17 protein-coding genes and 1 riboswitch are annotated in these 20691 nt (G+C 35.1%); of the genes, 2 read left to right on the forward strand and 15 right to left on the reverse strand.

Features of this window, described 5'->3' with window-relative positions; genetic code table 11:
* Positions 1 to 11 precede the first annotated feature (11 nt).
* The 15 genes from P9989_RS15665 to P9989_RS15735 all read right to left on the reverse strand — a co-directional run bounded on the left by P9989_RS15665 (position 12) and on the right by P9989_RS15735 (position 16996).
* The gene (locus tag P9989_RS15665; protein WP_283075801.1) at positions 12 to 1274 is read right to left on the reverse strand and encodes a TcaA second domain-containing protein; all 1263 of its coding nucleotides are present in this window, start codon (positions 1272 to 1274) and stop codon (positions 12 to 14) included.
* Between the two features lie 180 nt (positions 1275 to 1454).
* A complete protein-coding gene (locus tag P9989_RS15670; protein WP_283075802.1) occupies positions 1455 to 1577 on the reverse strand; it encodes an anti-repressor SinI family protein in 123 nt (40 codons plus the stop codon).
* Positions 1578 to 1605: 28 nt separating this feature from the next.
* Positions 1606 to 1716: riboswitch (cyclic di-GMP riboswitch) on the reverse strand.
* Positions 1717 to 1770: 54 nt separating this feature from the next.
* Positions 1771 to 1977 (reverse strand): YkvS family protein, encoded by a 207-nt coding sequence (locus tag P9989_RS15675; RefSeq protein WP_283075803.1) that lies wholly within the window; start codon positions 1975 to 1977, stop codon positions 1771 to 1773.
* A gap of 130 nt (positions 1978 to 2107) precedes the next feature.
* Positions 2108 to 2809: a CpsD/CapB family tyrosine-protein kinase gene (locus P9989_RS15680; protein ID WP_390304900.1), complete on the reverse strand. Its 702-nt coding sequence runs from the start codon at positions 2807 to 2809 to the stop codon at positions 2108 to 2110.
* Positions 2799 to 3557 carry a YveK family protein gene (locus tag P9989_RS15685; protein WP_283075804.1) on the reverse strand — a complete coding sequence of 253 codons (759 nt, stop codon included), beginning with the start codon at positions 3555 to 3557 and terminating at the stop codon, positions 2799 to 2801. Before P9989_RS15685 ends, P9989_RS15680 begins: the two co-directional genes overlap by 11 nt.
* Before the next feature lie 194 nt (positions 3558 to 3751).
* Complete coding sequence (locus P9989_RS15690) at positions 3752 to 4798, reverse strand: glycosyltransferase family 4 protein (protein ID WP_283075805.1); 1047 nt, start codon at positions 4796 to 4798, stop codon at positions 3752 to 3754.
* Between the two features lie 41 nt (positions 4799 to 4839).
* Positions 4840 to 5967: a glycosyltransferase family 4 protein gene (locus P9989_RS15695; RefSeq protein WP_283075806.1), complete on the reverse strand. Its 1128-nt coding sequence runs from the start codon at positions 5965 to 5967 to the stop codon at positions 4840 to 4842.
* Positions 5968 to 6009: 42 nt separating this feature from the next.
* Positions 6010 to 6741, reverse strand: coding sequence for a WecB/TagA/CpsF family glycosyltransferase (locus tag P9989_RS15700; protein ID WP_283075807.1), 732 nt, complete (start codon positions 6739 to 6741; stop codon positions 6010 to 6012).
* A 707-nt stretch (positions 6742 to 7448) separates the two neighbouring features.
* Entirely contained in the window at positions 7449 to 8261 is an 813-nt protein-coding gene (tagH, locus tag P9989_RS15705; RefSeq protein WP_283075808.1) for a teichoic acids export ABC transporter ATP-binding subunit TagH, read from the reverse strand.
* Between the two features lie 15 nt (positions 8262 to 8276).
* Positions 8277 to 9095: an ABC transporter permease gene (locus tag P9989_RS15710; RefSeq protein ID WP_283075809.1), complete on the reverse strand. Its 819-nt coding sequence runs from the start codon at positions 9093 to 9095 to the stop codon at positions 8277 to 8279.
* Positions 9096 to 9202: 107 nt separating this feature from the next.
* The gene (locus tag P9989_RS15715; RefSeq protein ID WP_283075810.1) at positions 9203 to 10393 is read right to left on the reverse strand and encodes a CDP-glycerol glycerophosphotransferase family protein; all 1191 of its coding nucleotides are present in this window, start codon (positions 10391 to 10393) and stop codon (positions 9203 to 9205) included.
* Positions 10394 to 10472: 79 nt separating this feature from the next.
* Positions 10473 to 13229: a bifunctional glycosyltransferase/CDP-glycerol:glycerophosphate glycerophosphotransferase gene (locus P9989_RS15720; protein WP_283075811.1), complete on the reverse strand. Its 2757-nt coding sequence runs from the start codon at positions 13227 to 13229 to the stop codon at positions 10473 to 10475.
* A 35-nt stretch (positions 13230 to 13264) separates the two neighbouring features.
* Positions 13265 to 14275 (reverse strand): UDP-glucose 4-epimerase GalE, encoded by a 1011-nt coding sequence (gene galE / locus P9989_RS15725; protein WP_283075812.1) that lies wholly within the window; start codon positions 14273 to 14275, stop codon positions 13265 to 13267.
* Between the two features lie 176 nt (positions 14276 to 14451).
* The gene (gene galU, locus P9989_RS15730) at positions 14452 to 15333 is read right to left on the reverse strand and encodes a UTP--glucose-1-phosphate uridylyltransferase GalU (RefSeq protein ID WP_283075813.1); all 882 of its coding nucleotides are present in this window, start codon (positions 15331 to 15333) and stop codon (positions 14452 to 14454) included.
* A gap of 4 nt (positions 15334 to 15337) precedes the next feature.
* A complete protein-coding gene (locus P9989_RS15735) occupies positions 15338 to 16996 on the reverse strand; it encodes a CDP-glycerol glycerophosphotransferase family protein (RefSeq protein ID WP_283075814.1) in 1659 nt (552 codons plus the stop codon).
* A gap of 232 nt (positions 16997 to 17228) precedes the next feature.
* Here P9989_RS15735 and P9989_RS15740 point away from each other — a divergent pair, with 232 nt between their 5' ends.
* Together P9989_RS15740 and tagD are read left to right on the forward strand one after the other, a co-directional pair.
* Positions 17229 to 20048 carry an SH3 domain-containing protein gene (locus P9989_RS15740; protein ID WP_283075815.1) on the forward strand — a complete coding sequence of 940 codons (2820 nt, stop codon included), beginning with the start codon at positions 17229 to 17231 and terminating at the stop codon, positions 20046 to 20048.
* Positions 20049 to 20270: 222 nt separating this feature from the next.
* Positions 20271 to 20669 carry a glycerol-3-phosphate cytidylyltransferase gene (tagD, locus tag P9989_RS15745; RefSeq protein WP_283075816.1) on the forward strand — a complete coding sequence of 133 codons (399 nt, stop codon included), beginning with the start codon at positions 20271 to 20273 and terminating at the stop codon, positions 20667 to 20669.
* Positions 20670 to 20691 lie beyond the last annotated feature (22 nt).

The raw sequence follows: 20691 nt of genomic DNA on the forward strand, positions 1-20691 counted from the left end.
TCCTTTTACATTTAGAACTCCACTAGTTCTGTTTCTTCCGTTCTCATAGACGACACAGGGGTCCCTGAGCTGATCAGCCACATGTCTTCCTGATCATCATAAGTGAGATCATAATTCCAAATATAAGTGTTCTCTTCTTTCAGCCTCTCTGAACTGTCTACGTTCTCATCAAAATAACCTGATTGAAATGTAATCGACGCATACATAGTGGAAGTAAACGGACGTTTTCCTTCTTCGCTGGTGATCTCCATACTGCCTAAGTCAAAAACGATCTTCGTTACTTCTCCCTCAAATTCGGCGCCCATTTCTTCAAGTTTTTCTATCTCATTTTCAGACGCTTCCAAATATTCTTCACTTTGCATTCGTTTGAATTTGGAAATATCTTTCGCTTCGTAAGCAGCAACATATTCCTTCACATGGTCAGTAACTGCCTGTTTTAAATCCTCTTCAAGAGAACCAGAAAGACTTTCAAGTGTAGCCTCCGGGGTTATGTTTTCAAACTCTAGAGAGACGGGTTGGGATGTTTGGTATGTATTAATCGATATAATCTCATCATGCTTTTTACCGTTAGCCTTAACAATTCCTTTCACTATATGGGAACCAGGCGTTAAACCTGCTAACTCATATACTGAATTCCCTGTTATCGTCCCAATCTTATTTCCATCAAGAAATAAGGCTACATTTTCTGCATTCGACGAAACATCTACGCTAACGGGATCCAATGTCAGAGCATATTGATCAAAGAGCAGCCATTGTGATCCTTGATTTTGTAAATGAATGATTGAATTAGATCCACTGCTATCCTCTTCTCCATCCGACACAGACCGTAAATAACTCAAGGTAGACACAAACTGATCTGAATGTTGGTTATAATAGTCGACCATCAATTCAGCTTGTTTCACATTAAACGACTGATTTTCATGGTTAAATGCGACTAAATCCACAAGCCGATTCGCATCTTCCTCTTTAACAGCCTCTTCAAACTCTTGAACGACGTGCTGGGCGGACGTTACTTTAGTTAAGTACATCCAGAACGTAACAGCAAAGCCTGCCAATAAAACAAACGTAATAACGGTTATAAATATTTTTCTCCAATTTCTCTTACGGTAGGAGCGCTGCTCTTCCATATGATCACTATAATAATGACTAGCATTTAACCACTCATGATTTTCTGCAAATTCCGCCGGCTGTTTTGCCTTTCGTGCTGAATTGCAATCTTCACATCCCTGTTGCGAAGGAGGTATTTCCCTTCCGCATTTTCGACACTCCCCCACAAAACTCCCCCCTTTCTGAACAAACTAATTCCATTTTACCATATCGTGAAACTTCCAGCAGGGTAATTTTCATTTATTTTACAGTTGGGGAAGGGCAGCGGGAGCCCCGAATGAGCACTCACATCAACATGCCGTGAAATAGAAAAGAGGCCTCTCTACAGCGAGAAGCCTCCAATTTATTCAGATCTGTCGTTTCATAAAAAGTTGTCTAATTTCTTCTTTAGTTAAGCCGATGTCCCTTGCCTGCTTTATCAAAGCGATCCAATCAGCATCCAAACTCCTCTTACTCTCTACCTTTTCCAATGAATGATTCTCCCTCCATCATTCACCCTCAGGCAACCCGGCCGCCATAACCATTCTAGGAGTATGTATAAAATACGGGGATGGCGTTAGACCCGTAGCTTTGCGTCCTTATTTTTCAATAAGTTTGCTTTTTGCAGGGAAAGTTGTTTGTTATCCTAATTATAAGCTAGGATTGTTAAAAAGCAATTGTTTTTTACGACAAAATCCGATAATTTTCGTGAGCCACTACAGTTCGTTCATAATCAAATTCAATCTCTTCAAAATTCTCCATAATTGTCAAATCTACAATCACCGATCGTTGGCATTGACTCGGGAGGACCTCTCCTTTAAAACGTATATTGTTTCTCTCAAACTCTACAATGTTACCGGGATTGGCTTTTTTCGTATCTGCTTTAAACACGTATAAGACCCCTTTCAAAAAAACAATATAAATGTAAGCTTACTTCAACTTTCTCAATTCAACAACCTTTTCAAATGAATTGTAAAAAAATTGTAACAAAAAAGAAACGGAGCACACAGCTCCGTTTCTCTTATGAATTACCGTAGTAATAATAGTAGTTACTGTTCTTCTTCTCCCGATCATTTAATACAACACCTAGGAGATTAGCCTTAGACTGCTCTAACAGTTCTTTAGCTCGCTCGGCGGCCTGGAATTCTGTTTGGCCGCTGCGAACGACCAGCATAACTCCATCCACTTCTCTTGCTAATACTTGTGAATCGGATACAGCAAGTACTGGGGGGGTATCTAGGATGAGCAAATCATAGGATTGACGCGCTTCCATCATTAATTTATGCATGGCCTTGGAACCCAATAGCTCCGACGGGTTCGGTGGGATCGGCCCACTAGGCAATACATCTAAGTTATCAACAGCCGTAATTTGAGTGGTTTCTTTCAATGTCTGACGGCCCACTAAGAAATTGCTTAAGCCTTTTGTGTTATTTAACCGAAAGGAATGATGAACAGTAGGTTTTCTTAGATCAGCATCGACTAACAATACGCGCTTACCCTGTTGGGCGAAAACAGCTGCCATGTTAGCAGAAGTCATCGACTTACCCTCAGAAGGTCCTGCAGAAGTAATCAATAATGATTGAAGCTCCTTGTCCACAGAAGCAAACTGCAAATTAGCTCGAATCGTACGATACTGCTCAGCAATTGGAGATTTAGGGTTATCGTTAGCAATAATTTTTCTTGCTTTCATAGCAACTTGTTTTTTCCTTGACTTACGTACCAACGGATTCACCTCTTACCTTTGAAGCTCTACTTGTATGTCTATTCATTGTTTCAGGACCTAAATCTTCCTCTGATACGGTTGAAATAACACCCATTAATGGAAGACCTAATGTTTTCTCGATATCCTGCTCAGTCTTAACAGTGTTATCCAGGTATTCAAGTAAGAAAGCTAATCCGACACCGACCATTAGACCAACTACTAAGGCAATAGCTATATTAAGCATTGGTTTTGGACTGACCGGCTGTGGATTTTCCACTTGTTCAGCTGGAGATAAGATATTGACGTTATTAACGCTCATTAAATCCGGAATCGTTTCCTGGAACGTTTCCACAGTACTATTGGCTAGTTCAACTGCCATAGCGCGGCTTTCATCCGTGACCGTCACTGTAACAACTTGAGATTGTTCAGCACTTGCCACTTGAATTTTGTTACTTAACACATCAGATGAAATATCCAAGTTCAATGATTCAATGACTTGATCAAGAATAGCCGGGCTTTTAATAATAACGTTATAAGTATTTATAAGTTCAACATTCGTACGTATATCGTTAATATCATACGGGGATTCCTCTTGCTGACTCGCAGATTGATTAACAATAAATTGGGTTGAAGCCTGATAGGTAGGCGTTAACACAAAAAATGTAACAATTGCACTTATTACTGCAGCTCCTCCGGTGACTGCAATAATCATCCAAATTCTCTTTTTCAATACTTCAAAAATCTCTTTCAGAGAAATCGTTTCCTCCATAGATGTACCTCCACTTATGTAAAATATTCAAAAATATATTCACATTATATCACAGTATGTCAGGTTTTGAAGGAACTATAGCAAAATTTTACTAAGTGGTAATATAAATTTCATAGATACACATTAAACATGTTGTTTACTCTATGCCTTATCACCTAGTAAAGCAAAAAAGATCTCTTTACAGGAGACCTTCTTTACTCTTTACTTCTGGACGCTTCTATTCGGTTTAAAATGGGACGATATCTTTCACCGGCCGCCCCAGTAATTTCAACCATTAACTCCACTGTAATCAGGATAATCGTTCCCATCAGCAGGGAACTTACTAATGTGGCTTGTGAGAAAAACACTGCAGATAAACTAAAGAGAGCGCTCATCGTATAAATCATAATTACGGTTTCAGGATGGCTGTATCCAAGTTTAAGCAAACAGTGATGTAAATGAGCAGAATCAGGCTTCATTATGGGTCGTCCTGTCATGGCACGACGAAGAATCGCAAATATTGTGTCTGATATTGGTACACCCAGGATAATAATTGGGATAACTAAAGAAAAGAGGGTTACATTTTTAAATCCGAGTAACGAAAGAACACCAATCATAAACCCTAAGAACATAGCTCCTGTATCGCCCATAAAAATTTTTGCTGGATAAAAGTTGAACACAAGAAACCCTAAAGTAGCCCCGAACATCATTAGGCCGAGAAACATAACGAAAGAATTTCCCATCGTTATAGCCATTCCTGTAATCGTTAATAAAGCAATGGCAGCGATTCCGGCAGCAAGCCCGTCCAACCCATCCACAAGGTTTATGGCGTTAGTAATGCCAACAATCCAGAGAAGCGTGATAGGGAAACTAAGAACTCCGAATTCTAATTGTCCCCCATAAGGAAGATTAATGAATTCAACTTCCACACCATTCAGAATCACAATTACAGCCGCTAAAGTTTGGCCGCTTAACTTATACCAAGGGGCAAGCCCGTAAATATCGTCAATAATTCCCGTGGCCACAATAATTGTAGCTCCAACCATAATGGGCCATGTGTACATACTTTCCGGCATAAACAAACTGACTCCAAGCAACACGCCTATGAAAATCGCTAAACCGCCTAATCGTGGCATTAAACGCTTATGGACTTTTCGAGAATCAGGAGAGTCTGTCGCCCCGATATAAATAGCTAATTTTTTCACAAAAGGTGTCAATAAAATTACAGCTATAAAGCAAAATAAAAAGGCCTTGAACTCCATGAAGGAACCTCCCTTCCTTTGTCATCCGTGATTTATAATCTTCATCCATTGCACTCTACTTTTGTCGGTATTTCGGGAAATAAATGATAAACCTGATTTACTTGAGCTGCAAAATGATGTAATGAAAATCGACTGGATGCAAATTCGCGGAAGCTTTCTCCTATCGATTCAAGCTCAATCCCTTTTAAGGAATAGGCTTGATTAAGCGCCCCTGCAATCACTTCAGCCTCAGGCTGTTCAATGATCCAACCGTATTTCCTGGAAGGGATAAGTTTATCGACACCTCCAACATCCGTTGTTATAGCAGGAACCCCCGCCCTAGCTGATTCCAGTAACACAAGAGGAAAACTCTCACTTTTAGATGTCAGCAGAGTCAAGTCCATCATCGGAAGCAAAGCTTCCACATCTGGTCTAAATCCTAAGAAGTGTACATGATCTTCTATCTCCAATGCTTTGCATTGTCTTTTTAATTGATCTTCTAGCGTGCCATCACCTATAAGCAGTAAATGAGCTCTCTTTTCTCGCTTAAGAAAAGTTGCAAAAGAGTTAAGAGCCAGCTCGTGCTGCTTCACTGCTTCAAAGCGGGCTACCATAGCCACTAAAAAATCTCCTTCCCTAAATCCGAGTTCTTCCCTCTGTAAGTTTACTTCAGGTCTTACTGAAAAATCAATGCCATTATAAATGGTGGTAATTTTATGATCGGGGACGTTCATTTGCAGAAGTCTCGTGCGAAAACGCTCAGAAATGGCCAGACAATGATCTGCAGAACGGATCGCCCGCTTATGAAGATGCATAAACAGCTCACCTTTCATCCCATGGCCAATAAAGTCATCATTGGGGTCACTATGAAGGGTAAGAACCCAAGGTATCGAAATTTTAGATTTAAGCATCCTCAGAAGTACGTTTGCTCTTGGTCCATGTGTATGGATGATATCAATATTTTCTTGCTGAATATACCTTTTTATTTGAAAAAGAACTGAAAGGTCAAAGGGAAAAGCTTGCTTAAATTTTTCAGTTTGGATTCCTAACTGATCAGCACGCTGCACCATCTCTCCTTCTTCTAAAACACCTAAAATAACTTCATCATGATCCAATTTGTTTAATAAAGATAAGATATGATTCATGCCACCGCCAGTTTCGTTTCCTGCATTTAAATGTAGAACTTTCATAGCCTTATCCCCCAATCTCCACCGCACTTTGCTCTTAGAATGTCACTTTCTCCGTAAGATATGCCAAATGAATCGTGGCAGCTGTAACATCCGTTTCCAGCGTGATGGTTGTTTAATTAATCTATAAAGCCATTCAATATTCAACTTTTGCCAGCTCTTCGGTGCCCGCTTCACATAACCAGCTAAACCATCAAAACTTCCTCCAACTCCCATAAAAAGCCCCTGACTAAACTGATTGGAATGTTCGTGTATCCACTTCTCCTGATTTGGAAACCCTAACCCCACAAAGACCAAATCAGGGTCGGTTTTCTTAACATCTTGAGCGACAGAAGCATCATTAATATCAAAATAACCATGATGAGAGCCCGCAATAACCAAATTTGGGAATTTAATTTTAATATTGGCCATAGCCTTGTTCAGGACATCTTGCTTAGCACCAAGGAAATAGCACCTTAGACCATCATGATTCGCTTTTTCTAACAGCTGATACATCAAGTCATAGCCAGCAATCCGTTCAGGTAAAGGCTGACGTATTAACTTGGAGCCAAGGACGACACCGATACCATCTGCAATGACATAATCCGCTTTCTGAAGGATTTGTTTATAGTCTTCATCCTCTTCTGCCGCCATTACGATTTCTGGATTAGCTGTAACTACAAACAACTTTTTCTTTGCTTCGATGCCAGGATATAAATGATCGTGCAACAATTGTTGATTATTTATTTTTACAAAAGGAATTCCTTTAATTTCAACATACGCCTGATTTTTTTCCATGACAAGACACCTTTCCATGCTTTTACAAAAAATAATACAAAGTTAACAAAAATATACACTAGCTTTATTGCCTTGCACATTGTATCAGGTATATTATAAAGGGTTGGTCTAAAAACGACAATTAATACCTTAAGCCATGCATTTATTGCATGTTCACTAAGAGTTTAATTAAAATACAATACTGATCCTGAAATCTATTGAAAATGAGTTTATTTTCAAATTATCATCTTTATTTGAAGAGCTCCTAATTGGCTTTATAATCACAATAACGAAATGAACGATGTTAAACTTTTTAAAAAATTATTTATTGAGATCTAAAGAAATCAAAATGAACTCTTTGGCGTGGAAAGAGACTTGTAAAATGCCTCCTGAGTGTAGATTTGCAAAAAATAACCGAACTAAAATTGTAATAACACATTTAATTGCTCGGCTCGCTACTACGAAAATACATACACCAACCCCGTCGTAACTTTGAAAGTTGTAACTTTAAAGAACTGATCAGATCACTCGTCAGGTGTACGGACTACTGGTTGATGCTCGAGGTGGATTCAATTAACTAATTAAAAAGGTACTGCTGACTAGTTGCCCAGTCGGCGCAGCAGAAGATTCTTTTCCCTTCTCATTGGAGTAGAGAAGTTTGAAGAAGTTTACTATGAAATTCGCAAAAAAAGATGCTTAATGAATGATTCATAAGCATCTTTTTCTTGTTATATTAGTGACAGGCTACTAAGGCTTTCCTTTTGTTTTTCTAATGCATCTTTTCGGAATTTTTTTTTCTCGGAATTACTCATTTTTTTAAATTCTTCTACAAATTTCTCATACCGTGGTAAAACGTCCTCCGCCGAACCAAAATCCTTTACCATACCGTAATCTAACCATAGAATCTTCTCACAAAATTGTTTCATCTGACCAATAGAGTGACTCACGAAAACCATGGTTTTACCTTGAGCTTTAAATTCTTTCATTTTATTAAGGCTTTTTTCAGCAAATGCCTTATCACCCACAGATAGCGCCTCATCTATAATTAATATATCAGGATCAACATTTATAGAAATCGCAAAACCTAATCTTGATTTCATACCACTTGAGTAAGATTTAACGGGTTGATCAATAAACTTTCCCAGTTCAGAAAACTCTATAATTTTAGGTTCAAGTAAATCAATTTCTTTCCTAGTAAAGCCCAACATTAAACATTTCAGTTCAATATTATCTCTTCCTGAAAGGTCATTTTTCAATCCTGAAGCTACTGCTATGAGGGCTGCTTGTCCATCTACTTCAACTTCACCCGTAGTCTCTGGCACTATTCCAGATATAATATTGGATAAAGTAGACTTTCCTGAACCGTTCACTCCTACAAACCCTATGATATCACCTTTCTCTGCTTCAAAACTAACATTCGCCAAAGCAAAGAAATCTTCACCATAACTTTTTGGAGTAAGCAAATCTAAGATTCTCTCTGAAGTTGAAGAATATAATTTATACTTCTTAGTAACATGGGAGACTTTAATGGCCTTATCCATCTAATCACCTCCATTTTATAAATAATCAATAAAATGTCTTCTAAATTTAATGTGTAATACCGCACCAAATACCAAGAATACAATCGTTAATCCCCAAAAGTACAGTGTATACTGCCAATGCTCTATAAAGTACCACTCTACACCAAAAAGAGCAGCTCTATAACCCTCAATTAAATAATATAAAGGGTTTAACTTCATAATCGTAGGGAGCGGTTCTTCTAGCGTAGAAATCTCCCATAAGATAGGTGATAAATAAAGGAACATTTTTAAAGTTGAATTAAGGAACATATGCACATCTCTAACGATTGTTGACAAGGTAGAGGTGATCAATGAAATAGCAAAAATAAGTGTAAATGTAGCAAAGATCAAATAAACAAATTGGAGATAATAAACATTTATAGGATAACCTGACAATTGAAATATGATAATTACTATAATCAACATCAGTAAATGAATATAGAATTGGGAAAATATAATATAACTTGGTATGACACTCATTGGAAAGTTCATTTTAGAGAGCATTTTCAGCCTGGAATAAATGGATTTTGAGCCTTGAATTGTTGCTTGGTAAAAATAAAACCACAGCACTATTCCAGCCATAAGCCAAAATATAAAAGGCACTTGTTGTCCATTTACATTCATATTTCCAGTTTCACGGATTCCAACACCGAATACAAACCAATATATCAGAATTTGTATTAATGGATTTATGACTTCCCAGGCCATACCCAAATAATTATTATTATTTTTACTTTTCAATTCATATAAAGAAAGCCTTCGGATTAGATAAATATTTTCTAATTGTTCCTTAATCACATGTATTACAGACTTCATAAGTTTTTCCTTTCAGATAAGTGAATTCAAAAAACAATAATACTATATTTGAAGTATCTTGTGAATAACATCTTTCTAGTTAGTACTAATAGAAGGTAATGCTTTAATTAGTCTCTCAACAAGAAATCCATCACACGTTTTGATGAAATACCTTGTTCTAATTTACAAAACCTTGAATAAAAAGATTTCTCTTTTTCACTGAATTGATGGCCATTATTTTCTATTTTTATTATTTCCTTCACTATACTAGAAGTTGTATTAAGTAAAGGCCCCGGGGCTTCCTTCTCAAAGTCAAAATAAAACCCTCTTAACCGGTCTCTATAATCATCAAGATCGTAAGTGAAAAATATCATTGGTCTTTTTAAATTTGCATAATCAAAAAACACAGATGAATAGTCAGTGATTAAAATATCCGAAACCAAATATAATTCCCTTATATCTTCATAACTAGATACATCCAAAACAAAATCACCGAGATCGGATAAGTCAATATTTTCCGCGACCAAGTAATGCATTCGTAATAGTATTACATAATTTTCCCCTAATTCTTTCTTCATTTTACTCAGGTCTAGCTGTAAATTAAATTTATATCGACCCTTTTCGTAAAACTGGTCATCTCTCCATGTTGGAGCATAAAGAATTACTCTCTTCTCAATTGGTATACCTAGCTTTTCCTTCAGATAAAAAATTTCTTCACTATTATTATTCGTATATAGATAGTCATTTCTGGGATATCCTGTTTCAATTATTCTTCCTTCGTATTTAAAAGCATTTTTGAAAATTTTTGTTGAATATAAATTCGGTGAGACTAAATAATCCCATTTACTTGCTTCATATACAAAGTTCCTTCTATACCTTTCAGTGTCCGTACCCGGCATTTGAACATTTTCTATATCTACACCTAACTTTTTTAGAGGTGTACCATGCCATGTTTGTAAATAAATAGTCCTTGACGGTTTTATCATCCATAGTGGCATACGGCTATTTACTACCCAAATTTTTGCTCTAGACATAAGATAGAGCCACCTAAGTGACAACCTTTTCACAAATCTAATATCATAATTTTTAAACTTATTAATGTATCTTCTATCTGCAGCCCAAATTAATGTGTAATCCTTATATTCTCTACTCAAATATTCATAAATAGCCCTTGGGTTATCACTGAATTGTTTCCCATGAAAACTTTCAAAAATAATAAGCCTTGAGTTAGTAGGAAATATACTAAAAAACCTCATTCCTAACCTGAGCATTCTAGTAACGACATTATTCATTTTTATTTTATTTACTACTTTTTTCATATACTTAAACCCCATAGACTTTAATAGAAGACACTATTACTCGAGAAGACATTTTCAACGTCCCCTCGAGTATCTCAATTTATTGAATTTCCTTTATGCTCTCATATACACGTACTGAATTATTTTGATCACTATGTTCAAAGAACTCGTCTATACGCTCTCTATAATTATCTGGAAGTTTACAATCGCTATCAAGATAGTTTTTAACTTCACTAATAATTTCAGGTAACGTATTAATTACTGGTCCAAATCCCATATTTTCGTATTCGAAGTAACCACTAGAAAAATGTCCACTATGAAATTCTTCCTGGTCAAACTGAAAATAAATTACTGGCTTTCTTAAATATGCAAAATCAAATGCCACAGACGAATAATCAGTAATCATAAGACTTGATTCATTAAATAATTTATTATAAGTTACATCATCAGGGTTTACAACTTCTACTATATCATCTTTTTCATCAAAGTCTTGAATTTGTTCTTTAAGGCTAGGGTGGATCACAAATTTTATACTATAATTTTTTTCCTTTGCTTTCCTAATTAATTCTTGATCGTTAATAAGACTATTATACATTTTAAAATACTCAGTATGAGCAAATCCTTCATTATACACTCTTTGGAAGTTATTATCTAACTTCGATGCAATGTTCTGCCTCCATGTTGGCATAATAACAATTTGCTTATTAGATTTATCAATTAACCTGTCATGCCGTGGGAATCCAGTTAACTTTACTTCTTTTTCGGTATAACCGTATTTACCATTTACAATTGAGTTCTTTTCGTAAGGAGAAGCACATACAAAAAGCTTAATATTCTTTTGATATTTATTTAACCATCCTGACAAATCGTTTTGCGTTACCCCATGCTGTAAAAATACATAATCATAATTCAACAGATCTTTGTAGTAAACCTTCATAGATTGAAATGGGTTAATAATAACTTCATCTGCATGAGAAGAGATAAATTTATTCGTAAACATCAACATTAATTTGTGATAGTACGTACCATAAGGAATTACCTTACCATACTTTTTCATTCTTTCAAAGTCTGAGCTTTTCTTTGAAATAACAAAGTATTTCTTTATACCGTCATCTTGGTTTACCACATGTCTGAATAAAACTTCAGCATTATCGTCTGCTTTATCAATCCGGTCCATAAAGAGGTATATATTTTGGTTAGCTAAGAGTGGACTGATAGCATAATATAAAAGCCTCACAGCTAATCCCTTCTTAGCACCAGACTTTTTCTTAGACAAATGATAAAGTCTCTTTGCCATACCTGCCTCTTTTTTTATCCTCTTGAAAAACGTGTGTGGTACTACTACCAATTTTTCCTTACCTGGGAAAATAATCAACTTATCCTTTGCATAGTAACTAGGAACCTTTTTTGAAAATTTGACATGTTTACCAAGCTTGTATCCTAAAACACGTTCCGTACCATCAACATTTATCTTAAACTTCACGTCATTTGTGGCTCTTGTTCCGTTAATCGGTATTTCATATTTAAAACCATGTATTTTTTTCACGGTTATTCCCCAGACTTTTACATCACTTAGGGGCCGATCAACCTGAACAGTGTTGTACTCTTGATCATTTACAAGAAGAGAAATTTGGCACTCATTTGCATCAAATGCGCTTGCAAACATACCTTCAACAAGTATTTTGTTATTATTAATTTCCATTGTATTAATATAAACTTTTTGATCCTCAAGCCTATTAATTAGACTTCCATTGAAATATAAATGAATACTATCTTTTAGTACCACCTTTTTCAGAAGGCTGTCTTCACTATTTAGATATTTTAACTTTAATGCGAACAATTTCAAATGGAAATTAATATATTTTTGATTATTGATAACATCGCTGTCAATGTAAAATAAGACATCTTGTATTAAGCTTACAAATTGCTGCTGATCTTCTTCGCTTAACACAGAGGTTGGTAATTCTTTAACTCTAAACTTCCATTGTAAATCGTACATGATTACATGTTGGAGATATTTAGGAACAGTACCCCACCTATCCAGAGCATCTTTAATTAATGCTAGAGAAAAGTGCACAAGACTTTCGTTATACCAAGCTTTAGAAGAACTACTGTTTTGGATAGCAGACGTTTGACTATTTCTAACCCTATAGAAATACTTGGTGTTAGATAATACTCCATACGCCTCCTTATTTAAGATTATTTGATTTATATATTTTGCATCTTCTCCGTATTTAAGGTTCTCATCAAACCTATACAGTGTTGCTTGTTCTGCTGTGATAAATGTGCTGCTAACATGTAATTGAATTTTGTTTGGTGTTTCATTAATATCAATTATACGTGTTTTATCAAATTTATCACTTAACATGTGTAACCCTTTTTTTGCTTCAAAGTAATAAATTGGAAGACATACAACATCAATTTTTTCAGTGTTTTTTGTAAAAAAACGGTAAACTTTTTCGAGAGCATCTTCTTTCAAAATATCATCAGAATCCAGAAAATTCACATACTTGCCCTTTACAAATTCAATCCCCTTATTTCTCGCACTACTGACTCCGCCATTATCTTTTTTAACATAATAAACATTGTTAGGGTATTGTTCAGAATACCTCAAGCAAACTTCCTCGCTATTATCAGGACTTCCATCATTTACAAGTATTATTTGAACATGGGTTTCAAAATCTAACGTTTGATCGATAACACTTTGAATTGTTTCACCGATATAATCTTCAACATTATAAACCGGGATAATTATTGAAAAAAGAAATTCTGATTCATTAGCATTAGGAAATCTATATTTATAAGCTAGTTTATTCTCATATTCGTTAATTGTACTTTTATAAATACCTTGCTTCATTATATAACACTCTCCTATAACGACCTTACTAACATTCATTCATATCCTAAGGGATTGTTTTTTTGCCAATTCCACGCGTCTGTACACATATTTTTAAGGTTTAATGTTGCACTCCAAGAAAGAATCTTTTTCGCTTTAGACGGATCGGCGTAACATATAGCTGCATCTCCGCTTCTTCTTTCAGTTATTACATACGGTATATTAACACCGGAAACTTCCTTAAAAGTTTCGATCATTTCTAATACCGATGTACCTTCTCCAGTCCCTAAATTAAATGCATCTATTCCTCTGGACCCTTCCACTTTTTTCAAAGCGCTTAAATGGCCATTAGCTAAATCAACTACATGAATATAATCTCTGACCCCAGTACCGTCTTTTGTAGGATAGTTATCCCCAAACACTTTTAACTTTTCCAACTTGCCGATAGCAACTTGAGTAATGTAAGGCATTAAATTATTCGGCGCATCGGATGGATCTTCTCCTATTAAGCCACTTGGATGTGACCCTACAGGGTTAAAATACCTTAAAAGTGCAATACTCCAGCGCTGATCTGATTTATATAAATCAGAAAGTATTTCTTCAATCATGAGTTTGGTCTGACCATAGGGGTTTATAGCATCAAGTCTTGCTTCTTCAGTAATTGGGTTACTTTCCGGCACACCATATACTGTAGCTGAGGAACTAAAAACTAAATTTCTAACATTATTTGCCTGCATTACTTCACATAAGTTTAAAGTACCCACAACATTATTTTGATAATATTTCATTGGATGCGTCACAGATTCTCCAACTGACTTTAATCCCGCAAAATGAATAACAGAATCTATTTCATTTTTTGCAAAAACCTCTTCAATCTCACTTTTTTCCTTTAGATCTATTTCATAATAATTAATTTCTTTACCGGTTATCTCGGCAATTTTATCAAAAACAATTTTTTTGCTATTGGAAAAATTATCGGCAACTACCACTTCATAATCATTATTTAGAAGTTCAACACAGGTGTGACTCCCTATATAACCTGCTCCTCCAGTTACAAGAATTGCCATTAGTAAATAACCTCCACCATCTATAGTAATACTACTTTTTCTAGTTTACAGCCTTGTAATTATATCAAAACTTGTCGAAATACGCTATGACACTACACTGAAATAGTTAATATCCAATTATAAATAGGCCATTATATAAACATAAAACGCACCCTGAAAAAGGGCACGTTTTATAATTATATTTTTTCTTTCAATGTTTCATTTAGAGTACTTAAATAATCCCTAAGATCATCACTTAGATCTGGTCTTGATAAACCAATTTCAATTGTGGTTTTTATAAAACCTAACTGTTCTCCTACATCATATCTACTACCTTCAAATTCATAACCGTATACCTCTTGTAACTCATTAAGCTTTTCAATCGCATCAGTTAGCTGAATCTCTCCACCAGCACCAATTTCTTGTTCACCTAAGAAATCAAATATTTCAGGTTTTAGTATATATCTGCCAATTATAGCTAAATTAGATGGTGCCGTACCCGGTTTAGGCTTTTCTACAAACTTTTTAACATTATATTTTCTTCCTTCACTGGATATAGGATCAATAATGCCATATCTGTGAGTGTCTGCTTCTGGTACTTGCTGTACGCCAATAACAGAAGATTGTGTTTCGTTATAGACATTGATTAATTGCTTAAGACATGGGGTTTCATTTCTCACGATGTCGTCCCCTAAAAGAACGGCAAATGGCTCGTTTGCTATAAACTTCCTAGCACACCAAACAGCATGGCCAAGACCTTTAGGTTCTTTTTGCCTAATGTAGTGTATATCTACTTTAGATGATTCTCTAACCTTTTCCAACAACTCAAATTTTTCTTTTTGAATAAGGTTGTCTTCTAATTCAAAGGAGTTGTCAAAGTGATCCTCTATCGCCCGTTTTCCTTTACCAGTAATAATTAGGATATCCTCTATTCCTGACTCTATTGCTTCTTCAACGATATACTGAATTGTCGGTTTATCAACTATAGGTAACATTTCTTTCGGCATTGCTTTTGTTGCAGGTAAAAATCTTGTTCCTAACCCAGCAGCAGGTATAATTGCCTTTTTAATACTACTCATCGCACTACCTCCTAATTTTTCTTCTTAACTTTTGCAAAGATTTGTTAATTATTATAAAAACCAGTGAGTTATTTGAAAAATAACTACTTTTTTTGGCATTTTTGACCACATTGTAAATCCTTCTATTAGAAGAGGTATCTTTATATTTAATGAACTTCCTACTTCTTTGAACAAATTCATCCTCAACACCGAAATCCATTTTAGCATATTTCTCAATTAATTCTAGTACACCTTGGTTCGTAAAACAAATTTTGCCTGGAAGATCTCTGTCTAAGTTAAGGTGTGATCCTTTTTTACCTAAAAAACGGCCTTGGTCAAATTGGTAATATATAACAGGTTTATTAAGGAAACTAAAATCAAATCCAACACTCGAATAATCGGTAACCATAAGTGCACTTTCTTTTATAAGGTCCTGAACATTCACTTCACCCAGACTTATTACCCTTACCGAAGGCTGAGCAATAAAATGGTGTGAATACAACTGCATATTAGGATGTAAACAAAAGACGATATCGAATTCATATTTAATTGCTAATTCATGTAACTCCTTACTTTCTAGAAGATTTTTGTATTCCTGGAAATATTCACTGTCAGTAAAGTTTACAGACGTAGTAATCCAATCTCTCCATGTTGGTATAATCAGAATTTGCCTTTTTATATTATTCTTTTTTTTATTTAAAAGTGTATCGAATCTAGATAATCCTGTTATATGAACTTGTCTACTGTCGTACCCTAAATCATTAACAACTATACCCTTTTCAAGATCAGAACTTACTAAAAATTCATCAATATTAAAATTATAAGCCTTCTTGCCATAATTCGAACTCATATTTTTTGTTCCCATTACCCCATGCTGCAAGAAAATCTTAGTCCCCTTGACTTTTCTTTTAAACTTCTCAGTCTTATTTGGATATAAATATTCTGGATGGTGGGAGCTAATTATCCTTCTAGCTCCAATTACATAAAGAATATGTTTTCTCGACTTATATGAAATAATGTTTCCTAGTTCTTTAACCTTCTCATATTCTGCAGATTCAATATCCATTATATAAAATATATTTTTGCTTGGATATTTATCTCTTACATATTTAAAAAATGAAACCCCAGTATCTTGGGCTTTATAGGGTTGTTCACCAACTATCCATATATTTTTTGGGTATAACCAAATTCTTATCAAAAAGGATAACCTGATAACCCACTTGTAGTACCTATATATGCTGGCTGGATATCTAACCACTTCGATAGATAAATTAGATTTTTTAAAAGTATAATAGGCGTTTAATAACATTACCTCTGAATGTTTAGAGTAACTACCATCTTTCTTTAAATATCTACCATTAAAAGTGGGGTTACCTAACCTTAATTCAGTATAACTCCCATTATCTACGATTAGATACAAGTCGTAAATATCCTCTGGAAGAAGTTCCCCGTTATTTAAGCTACTATAATCTAATGACCCTTTAACTAGATAAACAAGATTCTTGTTAGTCTTTTCCTTTGCAACCTCTAAACAAATATTATCGGAAGTGAATTCAGTCAAATTCCTCCTCCCTTTTAAAATAATTTTTCCGTAGGAGGAAAGAGCACGTGAACTGGATATTCTAGCAGTAATTATCATAGCTTCATTTTTTGAATCTATTTTTTCGACCTGAGCAGTTATCATTATCCATTATCCTTTATACTTAATTATTTATTTTTATTTAACTTAGAATTCCTTAACTAATATAGCTACCATATAAATATAGCACAGCCCTGTAATAGTCTAGTTTAATTAACATGATTTAGTTCTTTTTTCCTAAAAACAATATTTTCCTTAAAATTAACTTAACATATCTAGCAGTTTAAACGATAATGAAAACGTAATTAGTAATTTAAAAGGAGGATTTGTCGAAAAATTGCAACTTTTAAAAGGAGGAAATAAGTTTTTGCAAAGATATTCTCATGTACATTTTTGTTTTCGCTTTTTTGTAGTACTTTTGGTGGTTTTCCCATTAACATTTTTAGGTATTAGTGAGGTTTCAGCTGGCACGCCTCTAAGCGGAATAGCTTTAAGCGCTCCCACGCCGATTTATCAGGAGCCATCTAACTCTTCAACAGTAATAAAGGAGTATGAAAAAGGATCTGTATTAAATTATGAATCTTATTCGGCAGATTGGTATGTAGCTTCTGTATTTGTGGATAACAAAATGGTTCAAGGCTTTATACATAAATCTGATATCGCAACCTCAGTGACTCCTTCCGAAAACATACATGGAGTAGCACTCAAGGAAGATACCCCCCTGTATGAAAGGGCAAATGTTAATTCCGACATTACAAAGACTTATTTGGAAGGCACCTTACTTTCTTTCGAAACATTTACAAGTAGTTGGTATAAAGCAAGAGTATATACTGCTAACGGCTATCAGACTACTTATCTCCATCACTCCGATGTTGAAGTCGTAGATCTCAGCTCTACCCAGTTAAATGGGGTCGCTCTAAATAGTCCTACGAAAATTTATGCTAGGGCTACCACCGATGCTTTTGCAGTTAAATATTACGAGAAAGGGACAATACTTTCCTATAAAAACCTAAATAATAACTGGTATATAGCTACTGTTTATGTAGAGGGAAGAGCTAAAACTGGATATATATATAAACCCCACGTGGAAAGTAAAACAGCTAACCAAGAACTCAAGTCAGCAATTTCATTAAAAAGTCCAACTAACGTTTATTCTGAGGCATCAACCTCTTCAAATGCATTAAAGTCTTATGAAATTGGTTCCAATTTATCTTTTAAAACTTTTACTAGTGAATGGTATGAAGCCACTGTTTATATTAATGGTGTTGAAAAAACAGGGTATATTTCAAAAAAAGATGTAGAACAAAAATCTCCACAAAAGGAAAGTTTTAGAGGAGTAGGTTTAAAAGACCCAACACCTATTTATGGAGAAGCTTCAAGAAAATCTGAGGTAATTAAGACATATTCTCAGGGTAGTATACTTAACTATGAAACTTTTTCTGTAAATTGGTATAAAGCTACTGTCTATATTAATGGTTCATACTACACTGGTTTTATCCATAAAGATGATGTGACCAACGCAACTAAGGACCAACAAAATATAAAAGGTTTTGGGTCAGCCAATCCAACTTATATTTACAGCGATGCTTCAATTTATTCTAGCAGAATTAAATCATATCCAGCAGGACAAGTATTAAACTTTAAAACATTTATTGGTGGATGGTATGAAGCAGAAGTATATATTGATGGGCAAATGAAAACAGGGTATATTAACGCTAACCAAATTGAGCAAATTTATTCAGAAAACAAAGTTATTCAGGGGTTAGCCACTAAACAACCTACTAATGTATATAACTACGCTTCTAGAAGTTCTAAAATAGTAAAAAGCTATGGAAAAAATACTATCTTAAAATTTGAAAGTTTTTCCCAAAACTGGTATAGGGCAACCGTTTATGTAGACGGGAAAGCCCAATTTGGATACATCCATCGTTCAGACGTTAGCACTGAAAAGCTAATATATGAAACTACTAAATACAACTATAGCTTCGATTATGCATTAGATATACAAATGACTAGAACACCAAAAGCAGATGGAGCTGGTAGAATACCTGCAACAAGAGAGCAAGTTGCATACTATCTAAACCCATCTAATTTTCCTAAAAATTCAGGGAGTTTTTATCAGTTCCTTGTTCTATCCCAGCCCGCGGGTTTAGATCCTTCTGAAGTTAACTCAAAAATTTTAAATAACGCTGGCATATTAAGTGGAAAAGCAAATGCTTTTATTGAGGCGGGACAAAAATATAACATTAATGAAGCTTATCTTCTCTCACATGTTTTACATGAAACAGGTAATGGAACATCTACCTTAGCTACAGGAGTCCCTGTGGATTCGAATGGGGATGTTGTAAGCGAGTCGAAAGCAACTTATACTGTCTACAATATGTACGGCATCGGAGCAGTTGATGACAACCCATTAAACGGCGGAGCTAAAACTGCTTTCAAAAAAGGTTGGTTTACACCAGAAAAAGCAATTATTGGGGGAGCAGCTTTTGTATCTCAGAATTATATTCAAACTGGACAAGATACCTTATATAAAATGAGGTGGAACCCAGACAATCCTGGAGTACATCAGTACGCTACTCATGTTGCGTGGGCAGAAATACAGACAAATAAATTAACGCAAATTTACAACTCATTAAGCGACTATATCTTAGTTTTTGATATCCCGTCATATCAGGGCCAACCAGAGCCTGGATCAGAGCCTAAACCGGGTCAGGATAAACCAACACAAAACATTACAGAGTTCCCTGTGAATGTTTATGGAATAGTTAATGCAGATCCATCATTAAATTTGCGGGAATTTCCCACCACGAATTCTAGCATCCTAGATAGTATCCCAAATAACTCTAAGATAACAGTATTAGGCAAAGATGGGGCTTGGTACCAAGTTTCCTATAATGGCAAAACTGGATGGGTTCACGGAGATTATTTAAAACTGTTAAATCTATTGGAAATCGGCGTAGATAACCTTAATATTCGCTCAGGTCCTTCTACAAGTAATGAAGTTATAGGACAAGTCTCCCAGGGTTACTTAGTAGCAGGCGTCCTCGATGAAAACAATGAGCTTGTTAGAGACAATGAATGGTATCAAATATATTACAACGGTACAAAAGCTTGGACTAGTAACGGAAATGGTACTTATGTATATGAACGATAGATTAATAGCAACTTTTTAAAATCGGCTCTATCTTGAGCCGATTTTTTTATTCTATAGTAAATTATCTATCTATTGATTAATTAACAAGAGAGATGTAAAATGTGTTAGTGTTAATCCTTATAAACTTTTATGTTAAAATAAACGTAGGTATTGTATATTCCTTTTTGTAAATAAAAATAGACATTTTATTGTTTAATGCTTCTAGGCCAAGGAGGATCTAATGTGAAAAAAGTTATAACTTATGGAACATTTGATTTGTTGCATTGGGGACATATAAATTTATTGAAACGAGCAGCAGAATTAGGGGATTATTTGATTGTAGCGATTTCCTCGGATGGGTTTAATGCTATTAAAAATAAAGAAGCTTATCACAGTTTCGAAAACCGCAAAATGATTTTAGAAGCCATTCGTTATGTTGATGAAGTCATCCCTGAAGATAATTGGGAGCAAAAAGTTAATGACGTTCAGGATCATGACATTGATATCTTTGTCATGGGAGATGACTGGAAAGGTAAATTTGATCATTTGAAGGAATACTGTGAGGTCATTTATCTTCCACGTACTGTAGGGATTTCAACGTCTAAAATAAAAGACGACTTGCTTGATGTGGAAAATGGTTAGAGACCTTCTTGTAAGCATGTAC

It is taken from the genome of Halobacillus naozhouensis (assembly GCF_029714185.1).
Taxonomy (GTDB): domain Bacteria; phylum Bacillota; class Bacilli; order Bacillales; family Halobacillaceae; genus Halobacillus_A; species Halobacillus_A naozhouensis.

What these genes read in the sequence shown, in the direction of transcription:
- P9989_RS15685 (WP_283075804.1), bottom strand. Translation starts at nt 3,557, where the DNA reads ATGGAGGAAACGATTTCTCTGAAAGAGATTTTTGAAGTATTGAAAAAG.
- P9989_RS15690 (WP_283075805.1), bottom strand. Translation starts at nt 4,798, where the DNA reads ATGGAGTTCAAGGCCTTTTTATTTTGCTTTATAGCTGTAATTTTATTG.
- P9989_RS15695 (WP_283075806.1), bottom strand. Translation starts at nt 5,967, where the DNA reads ATGAAAGTTCTACATTTAAATGCAGGAAACGAAACTGGCGGTGGCATG.
- P9989_RS15700 (WP_283075807.1), bottom strand. Translation starts at nt 6,741, where the DNA reads ATGGAAAAAAATCAGGCGTATGTTGAAATTAAAGGAATTCCTTTTGTA.
- tagH (WP_283075808.1), bottom strand. Translation starts at nt 8,261, where the DNA reads ATGGATAAGGCCATTAAAGTCTCCCATGTTACTAAGAAGTATAAATTA.
- P9989_RS15710 (WP_283075809.1), bottom strand. Translation starts at nt 9,095, where the DNA reads ATGAAGTCTGTAATACATGTGATTAAGGAACAATTAGAAAATATTTAT.
- P9989_RS15715 (WP_283075810.1), bottom strand. Translation starts at nt 10,393, where the DNA reads ATGAAAAAAGTAGTAAATAAAATAAAAATGAATAATGTCGTTACTAGA.
- P9989_RS15720 (WP_283075811.1), bottom strand. Translation starts at nt 13,229, where the DNA reads ATGAAGCAAGGTATTTATAAAAGTACAATTAACGAATATGAGAATAAA.
- galE (WP_283075812.1), bottom strand. Translation starts at nt 14,275, where the DNA reads ATGGCAATTCTTGTAACTGGAGGAGCAGGTTATATAGGGAGTCACACC.
- galU (WP_283075813.1), bottom strand. Translation starts at nt 15,333, where the DNA reads ATGAGTAGTATTAAAAAGGCAATTATACCTGCTGCTGGGTTAGGAACA.
- P9989_RS15735 (WP_283075814.1), bottom strand. Translation starts at nt 16,996, where the DNA reads ATGATAACTGCTCAGGTCGAAAAAATAGATTCAAAAAATGAAGCTATG.